The sequence below is a fragment of the Sphingobacterium sp. UBA5789 genome (assembly GCF_002418355.1).
Classification (GTDB): domain Bacteria; phylum Bacteroidota; class Bacteroidia; order Sphingobacteriales; family Sphingobacteriaceae; genus Sphingobacterium.
Genome location: NZ_DIDX01000007.1, coordinates 793,208 through 815,116, shown reverse-complemented (window position 1 = coordinate 815,116; position 21,909 = coordinate 793,208). Strand labels below are relative to the sequence as shown.

The 21,909-nt window shown below is 38.8% G+C and carries 18 protein-coding genes; 10 read left to right on the top strand and 8 right to left on the bottom strand.

Annotated elements, in window-relative coordinates:
* Positions 1–21: 21 nt before the first annotated feature.
* The gene (locus B4B65_RS20955; protein ID WP_293918572.1) at positions 22–1,761 is read right to left on the bottom strand and encodes a M61 family metallopeptidase; all 1,740 of its coding nucleotides are present in this window, start codon (positions 1,759–1,761) and stop codon (positions 22–24) included.
* Positions 1,762–1,953: 192 nt separating this feature from the next.
* Here B4B65_RS20955 and B4B65_RS20950 point away from each other — a divergent pair, with 192 nt between their 5' ends.
* Together B4B65_RS20950 and B4B65_RS20945 are read left to right on the top strand one after the other, a co-directional pair.
* Positions 1,954–2,820, top strand: coding sequence for an N-acetylglucosamine kinase (locus B4B65_RS20950; protein WP_201678190.1), 867 nt, complete (start codon positions 1,954–1,956; stop codon positions 2,818–2,820).
* Positions 2,821–2,831: 11 nt separating this feature from the next.
* The gene (locus tag B4B65_RS20945; protein WP_293918569.1) at positions 2,832–3,344 is read left to right on the top strand and encodes a glutathione peroxidase; all 513 of its coding nucleotides are present in this window, start codon (positions 2,832–2,834) and stop codon (positions 3,342–3,344) included.
* A gap of 243 nt (positions 3,345–3,587) precedes the next feature.
* Here the strand turns inward: B4B65_RS20945 and B4B65_RS20940 are convergent, their stop codons facing one another.
* Positions 3,588–4,166 carry a thymidine kinase gene (locus B4B65_RS20940; protein ID WP_293918567.1) on the bottom strand — a complete coding sequence of 193 codons (579 nt, stop codon included), beginning with the start codon at positions 4,164–4,166 and terminating at the stop codon, positions 3,588–3,590.
* A 221-nt stretch (positions 4,167–4,387) separates the two neighbouring features.
* On the opposite strand from B4B65_RS20940, the gene B4B65_RS20935 reads away from it, so the two are divergent.
* Entirely contained in the window at positions 4,388–5,476 is a 1,089-nt protein-coding gene (locus B4B65_RS20935) for a hypothetical protein (protein WP_293918565.1), read from the top strand.
* Between the two features lie 61 nt (positions 5,477–5,537).
* Here the strand turns inward: B4B65_RS20935 and B4B65_RS20930 are convergent, their stop codons facing one another.
* On the bottom strand, positions 5,538–6,191 hold the full coding sequence (locus B4B65_RS20930; RefSeq protein WP_293918563.1) for an ABC transporter substrate-binding protein: 654 nt from the start codon (positions 6,189–6,191) through the stop codon (positions 5,538–5,540).
* Positions 6,192–6,275: 84 nt separating this feature from the next.
* Between B4B65_RS20930 and B4B65_RS20925 the strand changes: the two genes are divergently transcribed.
* Both B4B65_RS20925 and B4B65_RS20920 read left to right on the top strand, forming a co-directional pair.
* Positions 6,276–6,590, top strand: a complete 315-nt coding sequence (locus B4B65_RS20925; protein WP_002999491.1) for a YbaB/EbfC family nucleoid-associated protein — start codon at positions 6,276–6,278, stop codon at positions 6,588–6,590.
* Between the two features lie 13 nt (positions 6,591–6,603).
* Entirely contained in the window at positions 6,604–7,287 is a 684-nt protein-coding gene (locus tag B4B65_RS20920) for a metal-dependent hydrolase (protein ID WP_201678194.1), read from the top strand.
* An 80-nt stretch (positions 7,288–7,367) separates the two neighbouring features.
* Here the strand turns inward: B4B65_RS20920 and B4B65_RS20915 are convergent, their stop codons facing one another.
* Entirely contained in the window at positions 7,368–8,225 is an 858-nt protein-coding gene (locus B4B65_RS20915; protein WP_201678195.1) for an N-acetylglucosamine kinase, read from the bottom strand.
* A gap of 257 nt (positions 8,226–8,482) precedes the next feature.
* Positions 8,483–10,210: an MFS transporter gene (locus B4B65_RS20910; RefSeq protein WP_293918560.1), complete on the bottom strand. Its 1,728-nt coding sequence runs from the start codon at positions 10,208–10,210 to the stop codon at positions 8,483–8,485.
* Positions 10,211–10,551: 341 nt separating this feature from the next.
* Between B4B65_RS20910 and rho the strand changes: the two genes are divergently transcribed.
* Positions 10,552–12,039, top strand: coding sequence for a transcription termination factor Rho (rho, locus tag B4B65_RS20905; RefSeq protein ID WP_201678197.1), 1,488 nt, complete (start codon positions 10,552–10,554; stop codon positions 12,037–12,039).
* Between the two features lie 79 nt (positions 12,040–12,118).
* On the top strand, positions 12,119–12,808 hold the full coding sequence (locus tag B4B65_RS20900; RefSeq protein ID WP_313270992.1) for a CDP-alcohol phosphatidyltransferase family protein: 690 nt from the start codon (positions 12,119–12,121) through the stop codon (positions 12,806–12,808).
* Here B4B65_RS20900 and B4B65_RS20895 read toward each other — a convergent pair.
* On the bottom strand, positions 12,805–13,155 hold the full coding sequence (locus B4B65_RS20895) for an Hpt domain-containing protein (RefSeq protein WP_236581848.1): 351 nt from the start codon (positions 13,153–13,155) through the stop codon (positions 12,805–12,807). The two genes, B4B65_RS20900 and B4B65_RS20895, sit on opposite strands and share 4 nt — an antisense overlap.
* A gap of 7 nt (positions 13,156–13,162) precedes the next feature.
* Positions 13,163–13,645: a 2-amino-4-hydroxy-6-hydroxymethyldihydropteridine diphosphokinase gene (folK, locus tag B4B65_RS20890; protein WP_293918555.1), complete on the bottom strand. Its 483-nt coding sequence runs from the start codon at positions 13,643–13,645 to the stop codon at positions 13,163–13,165.
* A gap of 109 nt (positions 13,646–13,754) precedes the next feature.
* Here folK and sppA point away from each other — a divergent pair, with 109 nt between their 5' ends.
* Both sppA and B4B65_RS20880 read left to right on the top strand, forming a co-directional pair.
* Positions 13,755–15,524: a signal peptide peptidase SppA gene (gene sppA, locus B4B65_RS20885; protein ID WP_293918553.1), complete on the top strand. Its 1,770-nt coding sequence runs from the start codon at positions 13,755–13,757 to the stop codon at positions 15,522–15,524.
* A 115-nt stretch (positions 15,525–15,639) separates the two neighbouring features.
* Positions 15,640–16,830, top strand: a complete 1,191-nt coding sequence (locus B4B65_RS20880; RefSeq protein WP_293918551.1) for a phosphoglycerate kinase — start codon at positions 15,640–15,642, stop codon at positions 16,828–16,830.
* 81 nt (positions 16,831–16,911) lie between these two features.
* Here B4B65_RS20880 and B4B65_RS20875 read toward each other — a convergent pair whose 3' ends face one another.
* On the bottom strand, positions 16,912–19,737 hold the full coding sequence (locus B4B65_RS20875) for a hypothetical protein (protein ID WP_293918549.1): 2,826 nt from the start codon (positions 19,735–19,737) through the stop codon (positions 16,912–16,914).
* Between the two features lie 758 nt (positions 19,738–20,495).
* On the opposite strand from B4B65_RS20875, the gene mgtE reads away from it, so the two are divergent.
* The gene (mgtE, locus tag B4B65_RS20870; protein WP_201678203.1) at positions 20,496–21,875 is read left to right on the top strand and encodes a magnesium transporter; all 1,380 of its coding nucleotides are present in this window, start codon (positions 20,496–20,498) and stop codon (positions 21,873–21,875) included.
* The last annotated feature ends 34 nt before the right edge of the window (positions 21,876–21,909 follow it).

Sequence of the window (21,909 nt, the reverse complement as noted above, 5' to 3'; positions counted from 1 at the left end):
AATCATCAAGGTCTTTTTTTGTTATCTGCTATTCAGCCAGTATTGAGCCAGCTGTTTCTGTTGTGCGGTCGCTGCTGGAAGAGGGGATATTTTAAGTGATTTTTTATTACTTATCCCAATCATAATCTTTAATTCCCGCATCAAACCATCTCGTGCTACCAAAATATTTAATGTATCTCCTGCATCGCAGGAGTTGAGTGCGTATTCAAGTTCACGTCCTGCAGGATCAAGTCGTACATCATTGATTGCGATAAGTTCATCCTTTACGCTTAATCCTCCGGCCCAACCCGTGCTCCCGCGTTCCACATGAGTGATCATAACACGCTGATCGTTTTTACTGAGTACTATCCCCAGACTATGCGTTTGTGCATCTGCCAGCGTATCCACCATTTCGTAACCTGCAAGATTGAAATAACGGTTATAGTCCAGCTCTTCATGGGCATACACGGCTTCAAATATCTCCTGAAAATCCTGGCCGGTTACTTCTTTGGTCAGCTTTCTGAATTCCTCTTCTTCAAAACCTCTTCCTTTTTCTACATAAAATCGCTGATATGCTGCCCTGATAACATCATCCAGACTTTGTTTTCCATTGCTGTGTGCTATAATACTGAGGTCAAGAGCACAGGCCAGCATCGCACCTTTGTTATAATAAGAGATAGAGGTATTAATGCTGTTCTCATCAGGGCGGTATTGTTTGATCCATGTGTCAAAACTGGACATTCCTACAGATTGCAATTCATAGCCCGGACGGTTATAGACCGTATTGAATTCGGCTGCAAGAAGTTGCAGATACTCGTCTTCTGACGTAAATCCACACCTGCGAATAATATGATTATCATAGTAAGCCGTAAAACCTTCCATGATCCAGAGTCCGGTAGTGTAATTCTCTGCTTCATAATCAAATGGTCCAAGCGCTTTGGGACGTAACCTTTTGACATTCCACAGGTGAAAGTATTCGTGTGCAGCAAGACTTAAAAAATTCTTATAGATCGTTTCCTGATTATAACCATTGCGTGTCGCACCTAAAACGGTAGAATTAAGATGTTCCAGACCTCCGCCACCAGAGTAATAATTATGGGTAATGAAAACATAACGATCATTCGGATTGGTTCCCCAAATGCTGGTCTCTTCTTCAATGATCAGCTTAAGATCCTGTGACAAGCGGTCTTTATCATAATTGCCCCCGCCAACCATTGCAAATTCGTGAGGAATACCAGCTGCTTCGAAGTGCCAGATATCCTGATTACCTACTTCTATCGGACTGTCAAACAGTATATCAAAATCAGGCGCATAATAAGTGTTTGTCTTATCCTGTACGGCAGCCAATCCGGTAGAGATTTTGTCCCAATTCTGATAAGGAATCAGGGTGACTTCAGAGTCATGGTTCAGGTGACCATCAATATAGAAAAATGTGGCTGCAGGCACAATAAATGCATGTGTATCATCTACAAAGTTTGTTCTTACTGATACTTCAAAACAATACATCCTGTAGTCTATATGGATGTCCTGTTTGCCGGCAAATACCCGCCATGTATTTTTAGACAGTTTCTCAAATGCTAAAGGCTTGTCATCTGTATCTGTAGCGCGAAAAGACTCCAGATTTTTGGCATATTCACGTATCAGATAAGATCCGGGTGTCCATACAGGCATCTTTACATCAATGTAATCCTGATTAAAGTTGGAGACAGACATTTTGATATCGGCATAATGTGCCTGAGGTTCAGAAAAGGATACTTGAAATGCTATGGATGAGTTTGCCATGTGTTACGATTAAGTTGGAACTGATAGTTATCGTGAATTTGTTACAAATGTAAGGGTATGTATTTGTTAAGCCAAATAAATCGGGATGTTATTGACAGTCTGTTTGCTGATTTCGGTCTTAAGTTCTTTTTTTGATTCTGCTTTTTGCGTATATTTGAAGGTAGGGTTCTCCCACTTTTTGAATAAACACATATGATATTAGTTGCAGACAGTGGTTCGTCAAAATCAGATTGGATTTTGGATTTGCCGGATAGTAAACCGTTAACCTTCTCTACAAAAGGGCTAAATCCCTTTTTTGTGAGTGAAAAAGAGATTGAAAGGGTTTTGAAGGAAGTTCCGGAGATTATTCCGTATGCTGATGAGATCAAAGAAGTATACTTTTACGGTGCCGGTTGTGTGACTCCGGATCGTCGGGAATTGGTTTCCAATGCGTTGACCCAGTTGTTTCCTTCTGCTTTTATATCTGTTGAATCTGATCTGCTGGGCTCTGCTTTGGCGACGTGTGGAATGAATAAGGGTTTTATTGCGACTATGGGTACAGGCTCTGATGTTAGTTTTTTCGATGGAGAACTTTTGCTAGCCAGTCACAATGGAAACGGATATGTATTAGGAGATGAAGGTTCAGGAGCATGGTTTGGAAAACAGTTGATTACCAGTTTTCTATATGGTAAAATGCCTGTTGAATTAGCAGGCAAATTTGAAGAGAAGTATCGTATATCAAAAGATATTGTTATCAAGAATGTCTATCAAAAAGAAAGACCTAATACTTATCTGGCTAACTTTGCAGAATTTATGGATGCAAACAGATTACATCCTTTTATAGATAATCTGTTGCGCAATGGGATGGATGAGTTTGTCAAAACGAATATTCTTACTTATCCCAAATATTGGGAATACGAGTGTCATTTTGTGGGTTCTATTGCCTTTCATTTCGATTTGATATTAAGAGATGTCTGCAGAATCCATGGAGTACGGGTAGGATCCATCCTTAAATCTCCGATTCAGGAAATTTTCAGTTTTGTAATAGAACGGGAAAAAAATTCTATCTTAGATATTTAAATGTTATAACTATGATTTTAATGACTTTAATGGTGTGTATGTCGATGATTACGAATACCCCTACCGTGTATGATTACAGTTTTAAAGATATGGAAGGAAAGACGATCAATCTTTCGGATTATAAAGGAAAAAAGATTCTGATTGTCAATACAGCTTCCAAGTGCGGGTTTACCAAACAATATAAAGATCTTCAGGCACTCTCAGAGCAATATGGTGATAAAGTAGTGGTTATAGGTTTTCCTGCAAATAACTTTGGTGGTCAGGAGCCCGGTTCCAATGAAGAAATTCAGGACTTTTGCGAAAAGAATTTTGGCGTGACTTTTACACTTTCAGAAAAGGTAGATGTCAAAGGAGATAAGATCGATCCCTTGTTTAAATTTCTGACTAATCAGGAGAATCCGGATTTCAAAGGAGAGATCAAATGGAATTTTGAAAAATTCCTTATCGATGAAAACGGAAAATTGGTTCATCGTTACCGTTCAGCAGTAAATCCCTTAGATAAGTCCATTACAGCACAATTGTAAGGATATATAAGAAATAAGAGAACCGGAATTATTGTTCCGGTTTTTTTTGTCCTGTACAAAAAAAAGAAGCGACTCCTGTGGGGCAGAAGTCGCTAACTAACCAATTATAAACCTAAATTATGAAAAGTATTTTGTCGCTTATTACTAAGCTATCTTATTTGCTATATAAGGTATATTACAAATAGTTTGCCAAAATCATTTTTCAATATTAATTCAATGTTAATGTTTTGTTAATTTTAATGTTTACCCCAGGTTGTAATAGCAGGAACGACATCTGGGCTCATAACTTTCTTTTTCTCCTAATAAAACCTGTTTATCATTATCCGTCAAACGGTAAGAATAATTTGCAGGAGCACCACACCGGACACATACAGCATGAACTTTTGTCACGTGTTCTGCTACAGCCATGAGAGCAGGGATAGGGCCGAAGGGTTTTCCTTTAAAATCCATATCCAATCCTGCCACAATGACACGTAATCCTTTGTTTGCTAATTGTACACATACATTAGGCAGTTCATCATCAAAAAACTGAGCTTCATCTATTCCAACAACACGGGTGTCTGCACTGAGTAATAAGATCGCTGAAGAATTAGAAACAGGAGTAGAGGAGATGCTATTCTGGTCATGTGACACTACCCGCTGTTCATCATAACGGATGTCTACAGACGGTTTAAAAATCTCTACATTCAGTTTTGCAAACTGCGCTCTTTTAAGTCTTCTGATCAGTTCTTCTGTTTTACCGGAAAACATTGATCCGCATATCACCTCAATACTTCCGTAGGTCGCTCTCCGCGCTCCAAAATTATGTTCAGAAAATAACATCTCTTAAAAAAATATGTGTCGAAATTATAAAATATAAGGGCTTGAAAAACGTTAGAATATTGACGTTTAACCGATATTACAGGACGCTAATATCGAAATAAAATGTTAGATTTGACATAGACAATTAGAGAGTCTTTCCGAAATTGGTAATTATCAATTACTTGAATTTCTAATTGTTCATTCCTTCGTTTGTATAAAAACATAACAGAAAAAATATCAGGATGGCAGCAACAAAACAAGACATCTTCGCTAAAATCGGCGATCTACTTTTAGAACTAAATGATCAATATGCTACATGCAGTGAGCATGAAAACTGTGACTTGATTGAAATTTCACTGTTAGAAGCTAAAGCCAGATTTCTGGCGGATCATATTAATATTTTAAAAACATTAAACCTGCAGGAGACTGCGGTGAACAACCAGCAACCAGTGCAAGAGGATGCTGATACCTATAAAGTCAATCAGGAGGTAGAGAAAGTTCCTTTTGAAACCTATTTTACACCTTCCTCTCAGGTCGAAAATGAAGAGGTAGATGAACAGCCTGTACAGGAAGAGATTGTGGAGGATATACCGGAGGTAACCAATGTGGTGCAGGAGGAAACCCGTATACAGGAAGAAGCAATAGAAGAAGATACAATCGAAGGGGATACAATCGAAGAAGATACAAAAGCAGATGAGACAGAACAATATCATCACTATAATACTGAAAAAGAAGAGGTCCCTGTAAAGCAGAGTGAGCCGGAAGAATTAGTAACCGATAAAACCGAAGAGCAGCCTGTACAGGAAAGCATTCGATTTGAAACACCGGTTTCGTTTTCCGCGCCGGCAGCAGCTCCCGTTCAGCCGGAACCGGTTTCAACAACACCTGTGCAACAGCCGGAGCCTGTTAACGAGCAACCTGTAGCTGAGCCTGTCGTGAATACGGTTGTAATTGAAGAAAAAGCAATCGTGGTAGAAGAGTCCATAGAAGAAAAACCTTCCAGACCATTGACCCTGAACGAATTGATTTCTCAACAGAAGAAAGCAGGATTAGGACAAGGTAATATTTTTCAAACTTCGCAAAATGGTACAGAAAGAATTAGTGACCTGAAATCTGCAGTCAGTCTTAATGATAAACTGTTATTTATCAAAGACTTGTTTAACGGATATAGCCTGGCTTACAGTGAAGCTATAGAACTATTAAACAGGTTTGATAATCTGGCAGAAGCGGATGCATTTTTGCAAACAAACTATGCCTTGAAAAATGGCTGGAGTGATAAACCGCAAACAGTAGAAAAATTGTACGCTATACTCCGTAAGAAATTTATCTAAATAACGTACAGGATTATATAAAAACACAACAGGCATTCCATCCGGAATGCCTGTTGTGTTTTTATCCTAAATCAAAGTTGACCCAGTCAATGCCCTGATGACCAAAAATAAAATATTTGGGTTGGATGATCTCTGCCAGTATTTCCAGTTCCAGTAAATAGTCTTTGCCCGGTACATTTGCGAAATCATCTTTTTTGATAATGTAGATTTTATTATTCTTAATAGCAGGAATACTGTTCCATTCTTCCTGTTGAATAAACTGGGGTAATTGTCCGTATAGTAAAAATTCGTCCTGTTTAATCAGGAGTATATCAGCGTCCTTATATTGCTGAATATCTAATGGTACTCCACCTGCGATACGAATGCTTTCTGATATCAGTGCAGACTGAAGAGGGGAGGCAGGGTCTATATTTTCAAGTAAGAGCACTTTTGGACGCGTCTCTGTCGGTATAAATTTTAGCTTGTGAACCAATATATCTACCTCTTCTTCCAGTTCTTCTGCAAGATTACTGCTGGGCGTATGCATATGTGTGAACCGTTCAATAAACAATTTGAGGTCTTCAAAGGAAGCTATATTCTGGGCGGATTGTACGAGTGCAGGTTCCATGCTGATCTGTTGGAGATTTAATTTTTCTACCAGTTCATCAATCAGTGCGTTTTTATATTCAAGCATGCTGCAAAGGTAATAAGGATCAGGATAACTACCTAATTCCATTGGTTTGACAGAAGTAAATTTGTTATTTCAGCGCTGTATTTTGTAAATTGCATCTTCAAAACAGCTAAATAAATATATAAAGATATGTTTGATAAACTTTTCGAAGCCCAACAAAAGGCACAGGAGATTAAAAAGAGACTGGATAATATTTCTGTTTTCGGCGAAGCAGAAGGGGGCGTGATCAAAGTGGTGGCCACAGCAAATAAGGAAATCAGAGAGATCACTATTGATCCTGTTTTTCTGGATAATGCAGACAAGGAAGAGTTGGAGGAACTTTTGATAGTCGCACTGAATAAAGCCCTTGTACAGGCCGAAAATGTCAGTCAATCCGAAATGCAGGCTTCTGCTCAGGATATGTTGGGTGGGTTTGGCGGATTGGGTAATTTGTTCAATAAATAAAACAACAGACTATATGAAAGTTACTTATTACGGACAATCCTGTGTGTTATTCGATTTTGACGGGCATCAGGTATTATTAGATCCTTTTATTACCTATAATCCGATTGCGGAACATGTGGATGTAAATGCGCTTCATCCTGAATATATATTTGTCAGTCACGCACATCAGGATCATGTGGCTGACCTGCTGACGGTGCAAAAGAATAGCAATGCTACAGTTGCTACAGTTGTGGAAACAGCTGCGTGGGTAAGAAAACAGGGTGTTTCGGACGATAAAGTTGTGGAGTTCAATCTCGGAGGTACCATTGAGACTACTTTTGGAAAAGCCAAGATGGTGATTGCTATTCATACCAACAGTACACCGGACGGGGCATATGGCGGCTGGCCTGTCGGTTATGTATTTTTTGCAGGAGGAAAAAAAATCTATTTTGCCGGAGATACAGCGTTAACATATGATATGAAATTATTGGAAGATCTGCAGCTGGACTGGGCATTTTTACCGATAGGAGGTCATTATACTATGGATGTAGAGGATGCTGTAAAGGCAGCTCAGTTTATCAATTGTAAACATATTGTCGGTATTCATTATAACACGTTTCCACCGATTACAATTGATGTAGAGGAAGCGAAGCGGAAGTTTAGTGAAGCCGGACTGCAATTGTCATTGCCGGGAATCGGAGAGTCATTAACACTTTAGTACAGCATGTACAAAAGCGTACAACATAAAAAAAACCGGAAAATTGATTTTCCGGTTTTTTTTATGTTTAATTCGAATGTTTATTTCTTAGCTGCACGGTTCATGTGGAACTGTACCAGATCATCGATTGGCGAACGAAGGATTTTTCCTACTTTCATTCCGTAGTGACCAGCTTTTTCTTCCAGTACATTGCGGAAGTTGTAGCCTACAGAACCAATACAATTGAATGTATAGCTTTGGTAGTCAGGATATTTACTTACCAGATTGCTGAAGAAAGCCTCGAAAGAATCTTCTACAATTTTGCGGGTATATTGAATATTGACATTATTGTCATATACGAATTTGCTGAAACTTGCACAGAAACGGTTCGCCAACGGCTTAGTATATACGCTGTCCATAATTTCATCAGGTAACAGCTTGTAGGTTTCATAAAATACTTTCTTTACATCTGCAGGCATAAGATCACGGATATAATCTATCAGTAGTTTTTTACCGATATAGCTTCCGCTTCCCTCATCTCCTAATATATAGGCACCGGAATCAATGTTTTTTGTAATCTCTTCACCATCATATATACAGCTGTTGGTACCTGTACCTAAAATAGCTGCAAAACCGGATTCTGTACCTAACAGTGCTCTTGCTGCTGCAAGCAGATCGTGTCCAACTTCAACTTTAGAATTAGGAAAAACCTGTTTTATCGCATTGACTACGATTTGTGCTTTCTCCTGATTGTGAACTCCTGCTCCGTAATAGTTTACTTCAGAGATTTTGTCAAATGGTAAGTCAAGAGGAAGTCCTTTTTTTAATGAATTAACGATGTATTCACTATCCACAAAGTATGGATTGTATCCTTCAGTATTAAAGTAAATTTTCTTGTTGGAATCATCTAACAAACACCAGTTTGTCTTGGTAGATCCTCCGTCAGCAATTATAATCATTATGTATGAAGTTAATTTGTGTTTATATTGTTTGTTTGTTGTTTCTCTTAATAAAATGATATGTTTATCTCTCCGAAAATACGTTTTTTATGCATAAAACAATAATATTTAGATTGTTTATTTTGAATAATAATGAGTTGATCATTACTTTTTAATAAAAAACGCCGTTTACAATGCTGTAAACGGCGTTTGTGAATTTCGTCACAATTTTATTCAATAGTGTACTAAATACAATTAGTCTGTCGGTTTTTGCCGAATTAGTGACCTCCTTCAGCTTCTATTTCATCAATATTGATTCCTTGTTTCTTTAAGAATCCTCTCACCATAATGGCAAATATGACAATATATACAAAACCAAATAGTGGTAAAATATAAGAATTATGGATACCGATAATGTCAGCTAGTTTTCCCTGAATAGGAGGGATAACACCACCACCCAGGATCATCATTACCAGGAATGCAGAACCCTGAGCCGTATACTTGCCTAATCCAACGATCGATAAACTGAAAATAGACGACCACATAATAGAACATGCAAGTCCGCCTGCAAGGAAAGCATAAATAGCTACAACTCCTGATGTCAACAGGCCTGTCAGCATCGCACCGATTCCGAATAATCCAAAGATAATCAATGTACGAACAGGCTTTTCTTTACTCAGGAAGAATGCTATGATCTGAATCGCAATACATACTGCGTAGAAGTAAAGATGTGACATCTCAAATCCCGCTAATGTGTTGACGCCTATAATAACAGAAAATGCTATAAACGGAACTATAATTAATAATAATTGTTTGGTCGATTTTGCCAGTTTAAATGCACTGATCGCTCCGGCCCATCGTCCGATCATCATACTCCCCCAGTACATAGATACATAAGGTGTGATCTGTGAGGATTGAAGACTTCCGAATTCTTTCAGTGTCAATAACTCTCCCAGATTACTTCCAATTGCAACTTCTACACCTACATATAAGAATAAAGCCAGCATTCCTAATACCAATTGAGGATATTTCATTGCTCCCCATCCCTCTGCATTTTTCTTAGCACTCAGATTAGAGTATAACAAACCAGCTACAACGACTATAAATGCACCTGCCAGCCACATCATTCTTGTTTTCTCCAGAGGATGTGATATCTCGGCGATTTGTGCTTTTAGCTGATCAATAGCAGAGGAATCTGTCAATGTTTTGAGTTGTTCACGCAATGCTTCAAGCTGGATTGCTTCATCGCTTTTGTAGCTTAAGAATACCGGTGCAAACATAGCAAACAACAAGATGGTCATAATGATCAGTGTTGTCAATGCCTTGCTTGCTTTTTCCATTGGCTCATCACTGATACCTGCAGGTACTTTTTTAGAGAAATGGAATAACGCTGCTGCCAAAACAAATAATAAGCCAACTCCTATATACAGAATGATGACTTTATCTAAAGGCAGATTTGCAATCTCACTGTCAGAGATTGTTTCGAATGTTCCGAAAAGTGCGAATCCAATAACCAAAGGACCGATTGTCGTTCCGAATGAATTGATTCCTCCCCCAAGGTTTACGCGTGAAGATCCTGTTTTAGGGTCGCCTAAAAGTACAGCAAACGGGTTGGCTGCGGTCTGTTGCAAGGAAAAACCCAAAGCAACCGTAAATAACCCCAGTAACATTCCTACATACAAGTTTACTTCTACAGCAACGATCATAGCCCCTGCACCAAGTGCAGAAAAAAGTAATCCATAGACAATACTTTTCTTGTATCCCCAATGTCCAACGAGATCTTTACCTTTTACTGTGCTGAAAATGAATAACAGCAAAGCGCCAATGTAATAGGCTGTGTAAAATGCAAAGTCAATTAGCTGAGATTGAAATTGATCTAAATGGAAATAGTTTTTACAAAAAGGAATGAAAACACTGTTTCCAGCAGCAATGAAACCCCAGAAAAAGAATACCACTACCAACGTATACAGGGCAGGGTAATTAGTTTTAATTTCGTTTTCTTTCATGAAAGGTGATTTTAAATAAGACAGCTAACATACAAAGAATTCAAAACAAATCTCCATAATTTAACCAAAAAAGTTACGTTAAAGTATTTAGTAAAACGATTTACTTAACAGAAGATTCTTGTAATTTGGTTTTTTTTTCAATTTTTCTTTGAAATTAGAATACTTATGTTTTTCTTTGTGGCTGTTCTCAAAAATTATTCGTTTCTGGCCTGAAAGAATTCACTTAGTTCTGGAAGCCAAGCATTTTAACAGATACGGCATAAGTTGAAATTGTTAAAACTAAATGAATAGTTTTCATGTTAAGTAAAAAATCCTATATCTTATAATACATATAAAAATTAATGGATGTTAATGAATTGAATGCAAAGCTCGTTTCCGAATTGCGCGAGATTGCCAAAGCTATTGGTATAGAAGATGCCGATAAATTAAGAAAGCAGGAACTCATTGATAGAATTATCCAGACCGGAGATGAAAACAATGCTGAAGCTGCCTCTTCAGAGCCTTCTTCTATCCAAGATGATGCATCTGAAAGACCAAGACGCCGTACCCGCACTGTAAAAACAGAGCCTGTAACGATCAGAAGAAGATCTGATGACGATGTTGAGACTCAAGAACATCCTGAGAAAACGACAGAAGCTACAGAAGAAACAAAGGTTACAGCTGTACCTAAAGCTGCTCCTGCAAAAACTGAAGCCGCTGTTGTACCTACGGATTTCGATAATGTGATTGTTAATGAAGGTGTCCTTGAAATTATGCCTGACGGATACGGTTTCCTGCGCTCCTCTGATTATAACTACCTAACTTCTCCAGACGATATATATGTTTCACAATCTCAGATCAAACTTTTTGGTTTGAAAACAGGTGATACTGTCCGGGGTAGTATACGTCCTCCGAAAGAAGGTGAAAAATATTTCCCGTTAGTACGGGTAGAGGCTATCAACGGACAGAACCCGGCTGAAGTGCGGGATCGTGTACCTTTTGATTACCTGACTCCATTGTTTCCAACAGAACGTTTGAACCTGAATATGGGGGCGAATAATTATTCAACCCGTATTATGGATCTGTTTACGCCGATTGGTAAAGGTCAGCGCGGTCTTATCGTCGCTCAACCTAAAACAGGTAAAACAAACCTCCTGAAAGAGGTCGCAAATGCAATCGCCAAAAATCACCCTGAAGTATACCTTATTATTCTATTGATTGATGAGCGTCCGGAAGAGGTGACAGATATGGCCAGAAGTGTTCGCGCAGAAGTCGTTGCTTCTACATTTGATGAACCTGCTGACCGTCACGTTAAGATTGCAAATATCGTATTGGAAAAAGCAAAACGTATGGTAGAGTGCGGACATGATGTGGTGATCCTGTTGGATTCAATCACTCGTCTGGCACGTGCTTATAATACTGTAGCACCTGCATCCGGTAAGATTCTATCCGGTGGTGTGGATGCAAATGCTTTACACAAACCAAAACGTTTCTTTGGTGCTGCCCGTAACATTGAAAACGGTGGTTCATTGACGATTCTGGCAACCGCGCTTACGGAAACAGGATCTAAAATGGATGAGGTTATCTTTGAAGAATTTAAAGGTACAGGTAATATGGAATTACAGTTGGATCGTAAATTGGCGAACAAACGTGTCTTCCCTGCTATTGACCTTACAGCTTCAAGTACTCGTCGTGACGATCTGTTGTCTGATAAAGATACTTTACAGCGTGTCTGGGTGTTACGTAATCACCTTGCGGATATGAACTCCAATGAAGCAATGGAATTCTTGCTTGCTCAGATGAGAGGTACGATGTCTAATGAAGAGTTTTTGATCAGTATGAATGGGTAAAACCATTTAAAATGTATAATTTTAAGCCATCTTTGAAGATTGTGATCTTTCAGAGATGGCTTTTTTAGTTATATACTACATGAAAAAATACATTCCGAATACGTTGACCTGCCTGAATCTTTTTAGTGGATGTGTGGGGGTACTTTTTGCTCTTAAGGGAGAATTTCAATATACCTTTTACTGTGTTTTATTTTCTGGAGTATGTGATTTCTTTGATGGTATGGCTGCAAGAGCTTTACATGTCAAGTCAACTATCGGTAAGGAGTTAGATTCTCTGGCAGACATGATTAGTTTTGGCTTTTTACCCGGAGCCGTGATCTACTTTTTATTAAAGGAAATCAATACAGAAATGTCTTTGCTACCTTATCTGGCATTTGTGATGACAGTATTCTCAGGTCTGAGATTGGCAAAATTTAATGTGGATGAACGTCAGTCTACAGATTTTATTGGCCTGAATACACCAATGAATACCTTTTATATTATTTCTTTGCCGTTTATTGCGCAGATCTATCCGGAGATCATTATGAATAATGTATTCCTTTTAATTACAGTGGCGGTATCCAGTACGCTGTTAGTTTCCGAACTTCGACTTTTTTCGATGAAATTATCTTCTCTAAGTTGGAAAGCTAACCAGTTTAAATATCTGTTTCTGATTCTGAGTGTCGTGTTGCTGGCCATATTGAAGTTTCTGGCTATTCCGTTTATTCTTCTATTCTATATTATATTCTCTATTATTCACTTCCGTACGCCGCAACAGGACAAAGGCTAACTTAAGGAGTTCAGATAGTGTTGCAATTCACCGTACAAATCCTGTAGTTGCTTTTCCAGCAATGTAAATTCATCTTTTATCAGATCGATATCGGCATTTTGTTTTGCTAAGGATTCTATCTTAACAATTCTGTCTTTTAAGGCAAATGCACCTATGTATTCCATTGTTGGCTTGATATGATGAGCCTTGCTTGCTATTTCATTCAGATTATTATTCTTTATCGCAGTCCTTAATGCTTCTTCATCCAGAGGAGTCTGAGCCACATACAGTGTTATAAACTCACGTATAATATCACTGTTGTCCATCATCGTAGACGAGATTAGGCTTGGATCAATTAGGTTATACATAATCTATTTATTTAAGGATGTTAACAGATAAAGAGTCTTTGCAGTTTTGAAATAATACTAAATTAGTTTTATGCAATACAGGATGTTCAAAATCTGCTGCAATCTCCGTTAAAGGTGCCAATACAAAATTTCTTTCCTGAATGTACGGGTGCGGGATTATCAGGTTTTCCTGATGTATGCAACTGTTGTTATAGTATAGAATATCAATATCTATAATACGTGCACCCCATTTTTCATGACGTATTCTGCCTAGCTTGGTTTCGATCTTTTGAGTTTGTTTTAAGAGATCATCCGGCGAAAGCATAGTCTCCACCTTTATTACCTGATTGATGAAATTTGGCTGATCCTCAAGACCCCATGCTTCACTTTCATACAAACCCGATAGACTGGTCAGCCTGCCGATATGATGTTCAATCTGTATGCGTGCTTCTGCCAGCATCACAAGAGGTTCTCCCAGGTTAGCTCCCAATAGCAGATATGTCTGATTCATTTATAAAACTATATTTTGATTTACTTGTATAATATATTGTATTAAATAATTTATTGATTTACATTTATGACTGCTTACGAAAGTTAATTCAAATTATATACGCACAAACATGAAATCATTTTTAAAATATGTACTGGCGACTATTACCGGTATTGTCATTGCAACGGTTATTCTTTTTATTGTCATTGCCGGGATAATAGGATCTTTGATCAGCAGTGCTTCTACAGATGCTGCTCCGGTTGTTGCCGATAACTCTGTTCTTTATATTACATTGAATCATGAAATAAAAGAGCGGAGTGAAACAAATCCGCTTGAAGGTGTCGACATTCCGGGACTTGGTACCACGAAAACCCTGGGACTGGACGATATTCTGGAACGTATTCAATCCGCAAAGACTGATAGCAAAATTAAGGGAATTTATTTGAATATATCCGGTGTAAATACAGGTTTTGCAACTTTACAGGAAATCCGGGATGCACTGATAGACTTTAAGGCGTCCAAAAAATTTATTGTGTCCTACAGTGAAGGGTACACACAAAAAGCGTATTACCTGGCTTCTGTGGCGGATAAAATTTATTTAAATCCGGAAGGAAGTCTTGATTTCAGGGGATTGAGTACTTCTATCATGTTTATGAAGGATGCTTTGGATAAGTTGGGAGTTGATATGCAGGTTGTCAAAGTTGGTACATACAAAAGTGCTGTAGAACCTTTTATGTTAAATGGAATGAGTCAGCCCAACCGTCTTCAGGTTGAATCTTATTTAGGTAGTTTGTATACCACATTTCTGGATAACGTGTCTGCGAGTCGTAAGATTCCGGTAGACTCTTTGCGTTCTATCGCGGATCGATATGCGGTACGTGATGCAGAGGATGCTGTCAGCTTGAAGTTGGTTGATGCAGTGCTGTATAAAGATGAATTGATAGAAGAAGTAAAGAAAAGATTGAATATTAAAGATAAAAAGAAAGATTTCTCAACTGTTTCCATTCTTGATTATCGTGCTAATTCCAGTACTTCTGAAGGAGAAGGACGTGTCGCTGTATTGTATGCGGAAGGGGATATCGTATCAGGTGAAGGAGAAAGCGGTCAGATTGCTTCAGATAAGGTTTCACGTGAATTACGTAAATTAAGAGAAGATGATCGTGTGAAGGCGGTGGTTTTCCGTGTGAATTCGCCCGGAGGAAGTGCTTTAGCGTCAGATGTGATCTGGAGAGAGGTTGTTTTGACTAAAAAGGTAAAACCTATCGTCGTTTCTATGGGTGACTATGCTGCTTCGGGAGGCTATTATATCTCGGCTGCAGCCGATTCAATCTTTGCAGAAAAGAATACAATTACCGGTTCTATAGGTGTATTCGGGCTTATTCCTAACTTCAAAGGTTTGCTGAATGATAAGCTGGGAATTCATTTTGATGGTGTCAAAACCGGTACATATGCTGATCTGATGTCTGCTCCTGATCGTCCATTGACAGCGGAAGAGCGAAATATTATCCAGTTGGAAGTGAATAAAACCTATGGTTCATTTACCAAAAAGGTAGCTGAAGGGCGTAAATTGTCAGTAGCTAATGTAGATAGTATCGGACAAGGAAGGGTGTGGACAGGTGAGCAGGCTGTCGGAATCGGACTGGTAGATCGTATTGGAAGCATTGGAGATGCTATCCGTTCTGCTGCCAAGATGGCCAAGTTAAAGGATTATAAAGTGGTAAAATACCCTTCACTTAAAGATCCATTCTCCTCTATTCTGTCGACATCCAAAGAAAAGATCAGTGTCTGGTATATGAAAGATCAGCTGGGTGATCAGTATCGATACATTCAGGAACTAAAATCAGTAACCCAACAATCGGGTATTATGGCCAAATTGCCGTATTCGATTGAGGTTCACTAATATTTTGATAAAAAGGGAGTGTATTTTTTTAAGAAACACTCCCTTTTTTATATATTTATTCCCTCAACTTGAATCAAACAGATTCGACGCTCAAAATTTAAGTTTTAAAAATATCATGAAAACGATTGACGATTTGAATTTCTCAGGCAAGAAAGCCTTAATCCGTGTAGATTTTAACGTTCCTTTGGACGATCAATTTAATATTACAGATGATAACCGCATCCAGGGGGCAGCTCCAACGATTAAAAAGATATTAAAAGATGGTGGATCTGTGATCTTAATGTCTCATTTGGGAAGACCAAAAGAAGGACCTACAGATAAATATTCATTAAAACATATTGTTTCCCATCTTTCTAAAGTATTAGGTGTGGATGTACAGTTTGCTGCGGATTGTATTGGTCAGGAAGCTGTAGATAAAGCTGCCTCTTTGAAGTCAGGTGAAGTTTTGTTACTGGAGAATCTTCGCTTTTATAAAGAAGAAGAAAAAGGTGATGTCGCTTTTGCAGAGAAGTTATCCAAATTGGGCGATGTATATGTTAATGATGCTTTCGGAACAGCACACCGTGCGCATGCCTCAACAGCTGTTATTGCTCAATTCTTCCCGGGTAATAAATATTTCGGATATCTGATGGCTGCTGAAGTGCAGAATGCAGAGAAAGTATTAAATCATCCTGAACGTCCTTTTACGGCGATCATGGGGGGAGCAAAAGTATCTGATAAGCTGGAATTGATTGAAGCTTTATTAGAAAAGGTTGATAACCTGATTATTGGCGGTGGTATGGCCTATACTTTTGTGAAAGCAAAAGGCGGAGAAATTGGTCAGTCACTGGTGGAGCTGGATAAACTGGATCTGGCTAATCATCTGGTCAAAAAAGCCGAAGAAAAAGGTGTCAATCTGGTACTTCCTACAGATAGTCAGATTGCTGACAGATTCGCTAATGATGCAGAAGTATACGATGGACCAAATGATCAAATCCCTGCTGATAAAATGGGATTGGATATCGGTAAAGAATCAGGAGAGCATTTTGCTGAGATTATCTCTGCTTCTAAAACTATTTTATGGAATGGCCCTATGGGTGTATTTGAAATGGATACTTTCGCTAAAGGTACAAAAGCGGTTGCAGATGCAGTAGTAGCGGCAACAGAAAGAGGTGCCTTCTCTCTTATCGGAGGTGGTGATTCGGCTGCAGCGGTATCTAAATTCAAAATGACAGAGCATGTAAGCTATGTAAGTACAGGTGGTGGAGCTTTGTTAGAATATATGGAAGGAAAAGAACTTCCGGGTGTAAAAGCTATTAACGAATAATAAGGTTCTTATTACAATATACACTAAAGGCCTGTCTGATAAAGACAGGCCTTTAGTATTTTATGGAGGTCTTGGATGAACCTAATAGGTATATCCAAGACTAAAAGCTGTTACTACCTTTTGCCTCGCTGAAGGATCATTGATATAAGTAAACTTGACTCCGCAATCAAAATCAGGCAAGACATACCGCAGGAAGTTGACATCTGCGGATAAGTTTAATCCGAATGTTTTAGGAGCAACGCTGCTGTTGTGAACATTCTGATAATCTGCGAAAAATCCGCCTTTAAATCGTTTGATATAAGCTAATCCGCCAATAGTCCAGTCCGGATAAGCTATCGGGAGCCTATAGTTAAATAGCAAGGTGTTTGTCACCTGTGGTGAATTGAAGAATCCGTAACCACTTACGACAGGGATATCCATACTGTATTGATATACATTTGAAGCCTTCTGAACTCCGAATCTGACTTGAAATCCATGATTGGAGACTAAGCCCGGGAAGTAGAAATTGCTTCTGAAAGAAAGCAGAGTGCCACGTACAGCATTTTCAAAAGGAGAATGGCGGTAGGTCACGCTGAAGTTTTGTCCCCATTTTGGTGCAAGATCCATTCTGCTCTGCATGGCATTTCTATTGAAATAAGCCTGGTAGCTCAGCGGAAACTTTAATTCTCTTCTGAAATTAGGGATATTCTGCAGGCTGGGGTTATACCTGTTTTGATAATATGTCGCTATGTTGAATCCAAAGCTGTAGACCTGATTGTGACGGTATATGGACCAGGGCAGGCTCATCTGGGTAGTGATCAGGTGCTCTTGCCAGTCAAAGGAAACAGAACTGTCTGGCTTATTTATAAAGGATGCCCGGCCTATCTGTCCTTTATTTTCGTATCGGACCGTGAATTTTGGGAAATACTTCTGGTACTGTATCTGGGCAGAATAAATTCCTTTATCCAGATCGGTATCATATTCGTATCCCAGACTAATCTTTGTTGTATTAAGCAGATTGTTGGAAATCCAGAAAATTCCCGGTTTGTAGTTGTCAAAACTTGAAAAATCAGTGCTGCTGATGGTTAAACTATGGAAGTTAACCGCCCTTTTTATTCCGTTATAGGGTTTGATTTCGAATGCAGCGGTGTCAAATACTGTGTCAACTGCAGGAATTCTGGCAAGTGACGGTTTGTAATAATGAATAAACAGATCAGGTGTTTCCTTGATATTTTTTTCCTGTACGCTATTCAGTGGAATACTGGCCAGTTTATATCCATCTACGGCATAATCATTGAAGAATAACTGATTAGTTTCGTGGTCTACATAGGGAGAGAACGCACCAAATCGTGCATTTGTAAGTGTAAAAATTTGTTCGCCTGATCTCGCATATCGGTAGATGTTATCTGTCCCATTATAGTGGGCTTTAAATATAACGTCATTTTGGACGTATATAGGGCGTTCAAGCTGTTGATTGTCCCAGATGGTCAGTTCGTTCCAGTTATTGTCTTTAAGGCTATATTCTACAAGGCAAGTTCCTTTTTCACTTACTCCGATCATAATAATTTTATCTCCGGAGGCGTTGAACTGCGGTTGTTGCAGGTGAATATGATCAGGAGAAGCTATAGTTTTTATCACTTTACCAGTTTCACTATTCAGTATGACGACAGTTGCTTCATTAGTCATATTGACTTCGATACACACAATCTGATCTCCTGAATAGCTTAACGCAGGGGTATAATAACGCGTTTTTGTAGTGAGTGTTTTTGTTTTTTTTGTGTTCAGATTATGAATGTTGATGACATTAAAGCTGCGTTTAACATACCGTGCATCTCTTCTGTATTCATCCCACACAAGCAAATTTCCCTTCAGATCGAAGTATGGCATTAACTGAATTCCGAGGTTTAAAATGGTCTTTTGTGAACCGTATAATGTGTCAATCTGCACGATTTGAGAAACATTTTTTGGAGACTGATAGAGGCTGTACAGCTTTCCGTTTTGATCAGTTTGAGGTAACATCCAATGCTGAGGATACTTTGATTTTTGAGTTTTTAAATGACTGTAACGGGTAGGTTGAATTTCATTTTCCTGATTTTTCCAGTAGTCTTCAAGCTCTTTTATTGTGCTTTTAAACAGGCGGGATCCCGTCATGTTCGTGTGTTTTTGTAGTGCCTTATTAAAGCTGTAAGGTCGTAGTAAATGATGTCTGATATCCGTCAGCATCTTTTGCTGAATGTCTTCCCCGAAATCATTTTTCATCTTGGTTGCCATGAAATATCCAATCGTATAATAGGAGGGTACGATGTCCTTAAATGATCCTAAAGTATACTTCTCATAGGTGTATTTTTTGCCTTCCAGTATGTTTGTCCGGATAGGCATTTCCCATGAGGGCAGCCTTCCGCGGCCTCCTTCTGAGAGTACAGTTTCGGTATATACGGCGTCTCCTTCAAAGTACCAGCTAGGCAGGTGAAGACCGTATAGAGCTAAACCGAGCTGTTCAAAAAGTGGTGCACGAAATGTACCTGTCAAATTGTCAAACTGAAGAACGTGCCGGGACTCGTGTAAGGCGAGATTGTCGAGCCAGGATTGATTTGATGCGATACCTGAGGGTGTACCGTATAGCTCCGATTTTCTCGGTGCGAGTTGCACATATCCGTTTTGATCCAGCGTGTGTGTCTGAATAATAAATGAAATTTTTCGAGGCTTGCGTTTGAAATCCTGTCCTACACGATGGATAATTCTGGTCAGTTGATGGGAGAGGGTAGAGGCCTGCTTGTGGAATTCATGAGGGAAAATCAATTGAAAATCTTTAGTGTTGATTTGCTCCCATTTTATACCTGGAGGAGCCTGAGTGTCGTCAAAAATCTGCGCAGAAGATATAAGTGGATATATAATTGATATAATTAATATTAATATTCTGTTTTTCATTGTATTATGGATAACAATAATGGTTAATTATTGATTTGCTAATATTTTTAGTTTAAATAATGCATTTTATATATTTTTTTAATTTATATAATTTGTATTAATTCGTTGATTTTTAATTTTTTAAAATTGTTTGCAACATACTCTATTTGTTACTTTTTTGTATGCATATCTTCTTTCAAAAGCTGCTCTTGTTTAATAGATTTCGGAAGATAAACAGTGAATATTACATATTGCTAATGTACATTTTCTTTTGTTAATTTCTAACAGGAATTAAGGATTTGATATTCGCAGTTATGGGAGAAGTAAAAAATAGCGGAAGCATTCTTTTTCTTCTATTGGCTAATGATAGTTATGAGCATGTACTTTTCTTTGGAGTAAGGTTGCTGGCAAGAAATACTTATGAAAGTCTTTGATACCGGTAGTATAAAAGAGTCTGTGTTTTGCTGTGCCCTCCAGTACATAAGGTAGGTTTGCGTTATTGAAAATGTTGTTTTTATTTTGGTGACATTTTGGCATTTTTGTATATTTTCAAAAACACTGTTGAGTTTGTGGGGTTAGCTATATAGAGGATAGAATCTTCAAAATTCTGATTGGTAATCTGCTGTTAAAACCGCTTATTTTTTCGAGAAAAATAAATGTCGTAACAGTGATTTTTGCATATATTATTTTAGGTTATAATATTCCGTCAAAAAAAACGATTTTTGCAAAACAAAAAGAATTACCCGAATGTAAAATTCAAAAATAAAGTAAGGCCCGATATGGAGAATTTGGAAATGCAGGTGGAACGCGTAGAGCAACTTTTCGAGTCGCAAAACTTGGAGGAGCTTGCCGAATATTTGAACGAACTGAACATCTCAGATGTTGAAGAGTTAATAGATGAATTGCCCGAACACGCTGCCCTTTTTCTGGAGGTACTTAGTTTGAATCGCGCAGTAAATGTATTCCGGATTTTAGACTTCCCGACTCAGGAGAGAGTCTTCAAAAAACTTCCCCCTTCTAAGGTTCGTGAAATTATAAATGAGATGCCTCCGGATGACCGGACTTCCTTCTTCAGTGAACTGAAAGGTGATGTCGTAAAACAGCTGATCATCATGCTTACTCCGCAGGAGCGAAAAGAAGCGCTCTCTTTACTGGGGTATCCGGAAGATAGTGTGGGACGTCTGATGACTCCAGATTACATCACCGTAAAGGAGTACTGGAATATGGCCAGAGTATTGGATCACATTCGCAGGTATGGTAATGCGTCGGAAACTATTGATGTACTTTATGTGATCGATGGTAATGGTAAGCTGATTGATGACCTTCGGATCAGAGATGTGCTCATTGCAAAAGAGGATGCTGTAGTTGGTGATCTGATTGATAACAGACTCATCTCATTAAAAGCAAATGATCCGCAGGAAGAGGCGGTCACTGTGTTTCGTATGAACAATCGGGTGGCGCTTCCTGTAGTCGATGATCAGGATATCATGTTGGGTATTGTGACGATAGATGATATTCTTTGGGTTGCAAATGAAGAATACACCGAAGACATGCAGCGCTTCGGGGGAACAGAGGCACTCGATGAGCCTTATCTTGACGTGGCCATCTCTCATCTGGTTAAGAAACGTGCAGGCTGGCTGGTTATCCTTTTTCTTGGGCAATTACTGACGGCGACGGTAATCGAGCATTTTGAGGCGCAATTGGCGACCGTCATAGCATTATTTGCGCTGGTGCCGTTGATTATGTCCAGTGGAGGGAATAGTGGCTCACAGGCATCCACATTGATTATTCAGGCTATGGCTCTCGGAGAGGTGACATTGGGCGACTGGTGGCGAGTTATGAAAAGAGAGTTTTTGTCTGGATTATTTCTGGGGCTTATTCTCGGAACGCTTGGCTTTATCCGCATCGCTACCTGGCAGAGTTTTTCGCATGCCTATGGCGATCACTGGGCTATCATTGGAGTAGTGGTAAGTCTTTCGTTAGTCTGTGTAGTGCTTTGGGGCTCGCTTACCGGATCCATGCTTCCGTTTTTGCTGAAAAAACTTGGAGCAGACCCTGCAAGCTCTTCCGCACCTTTTGTATCGACATTGGTTGATGTAACCGGTCTTTTGATCTACTTTACTTTCGTCACCTTATTGTTGAGTGAAGTACATCTGTAAAAGATGAAAATTATTTCGCTTGAAAGCGAGGTAG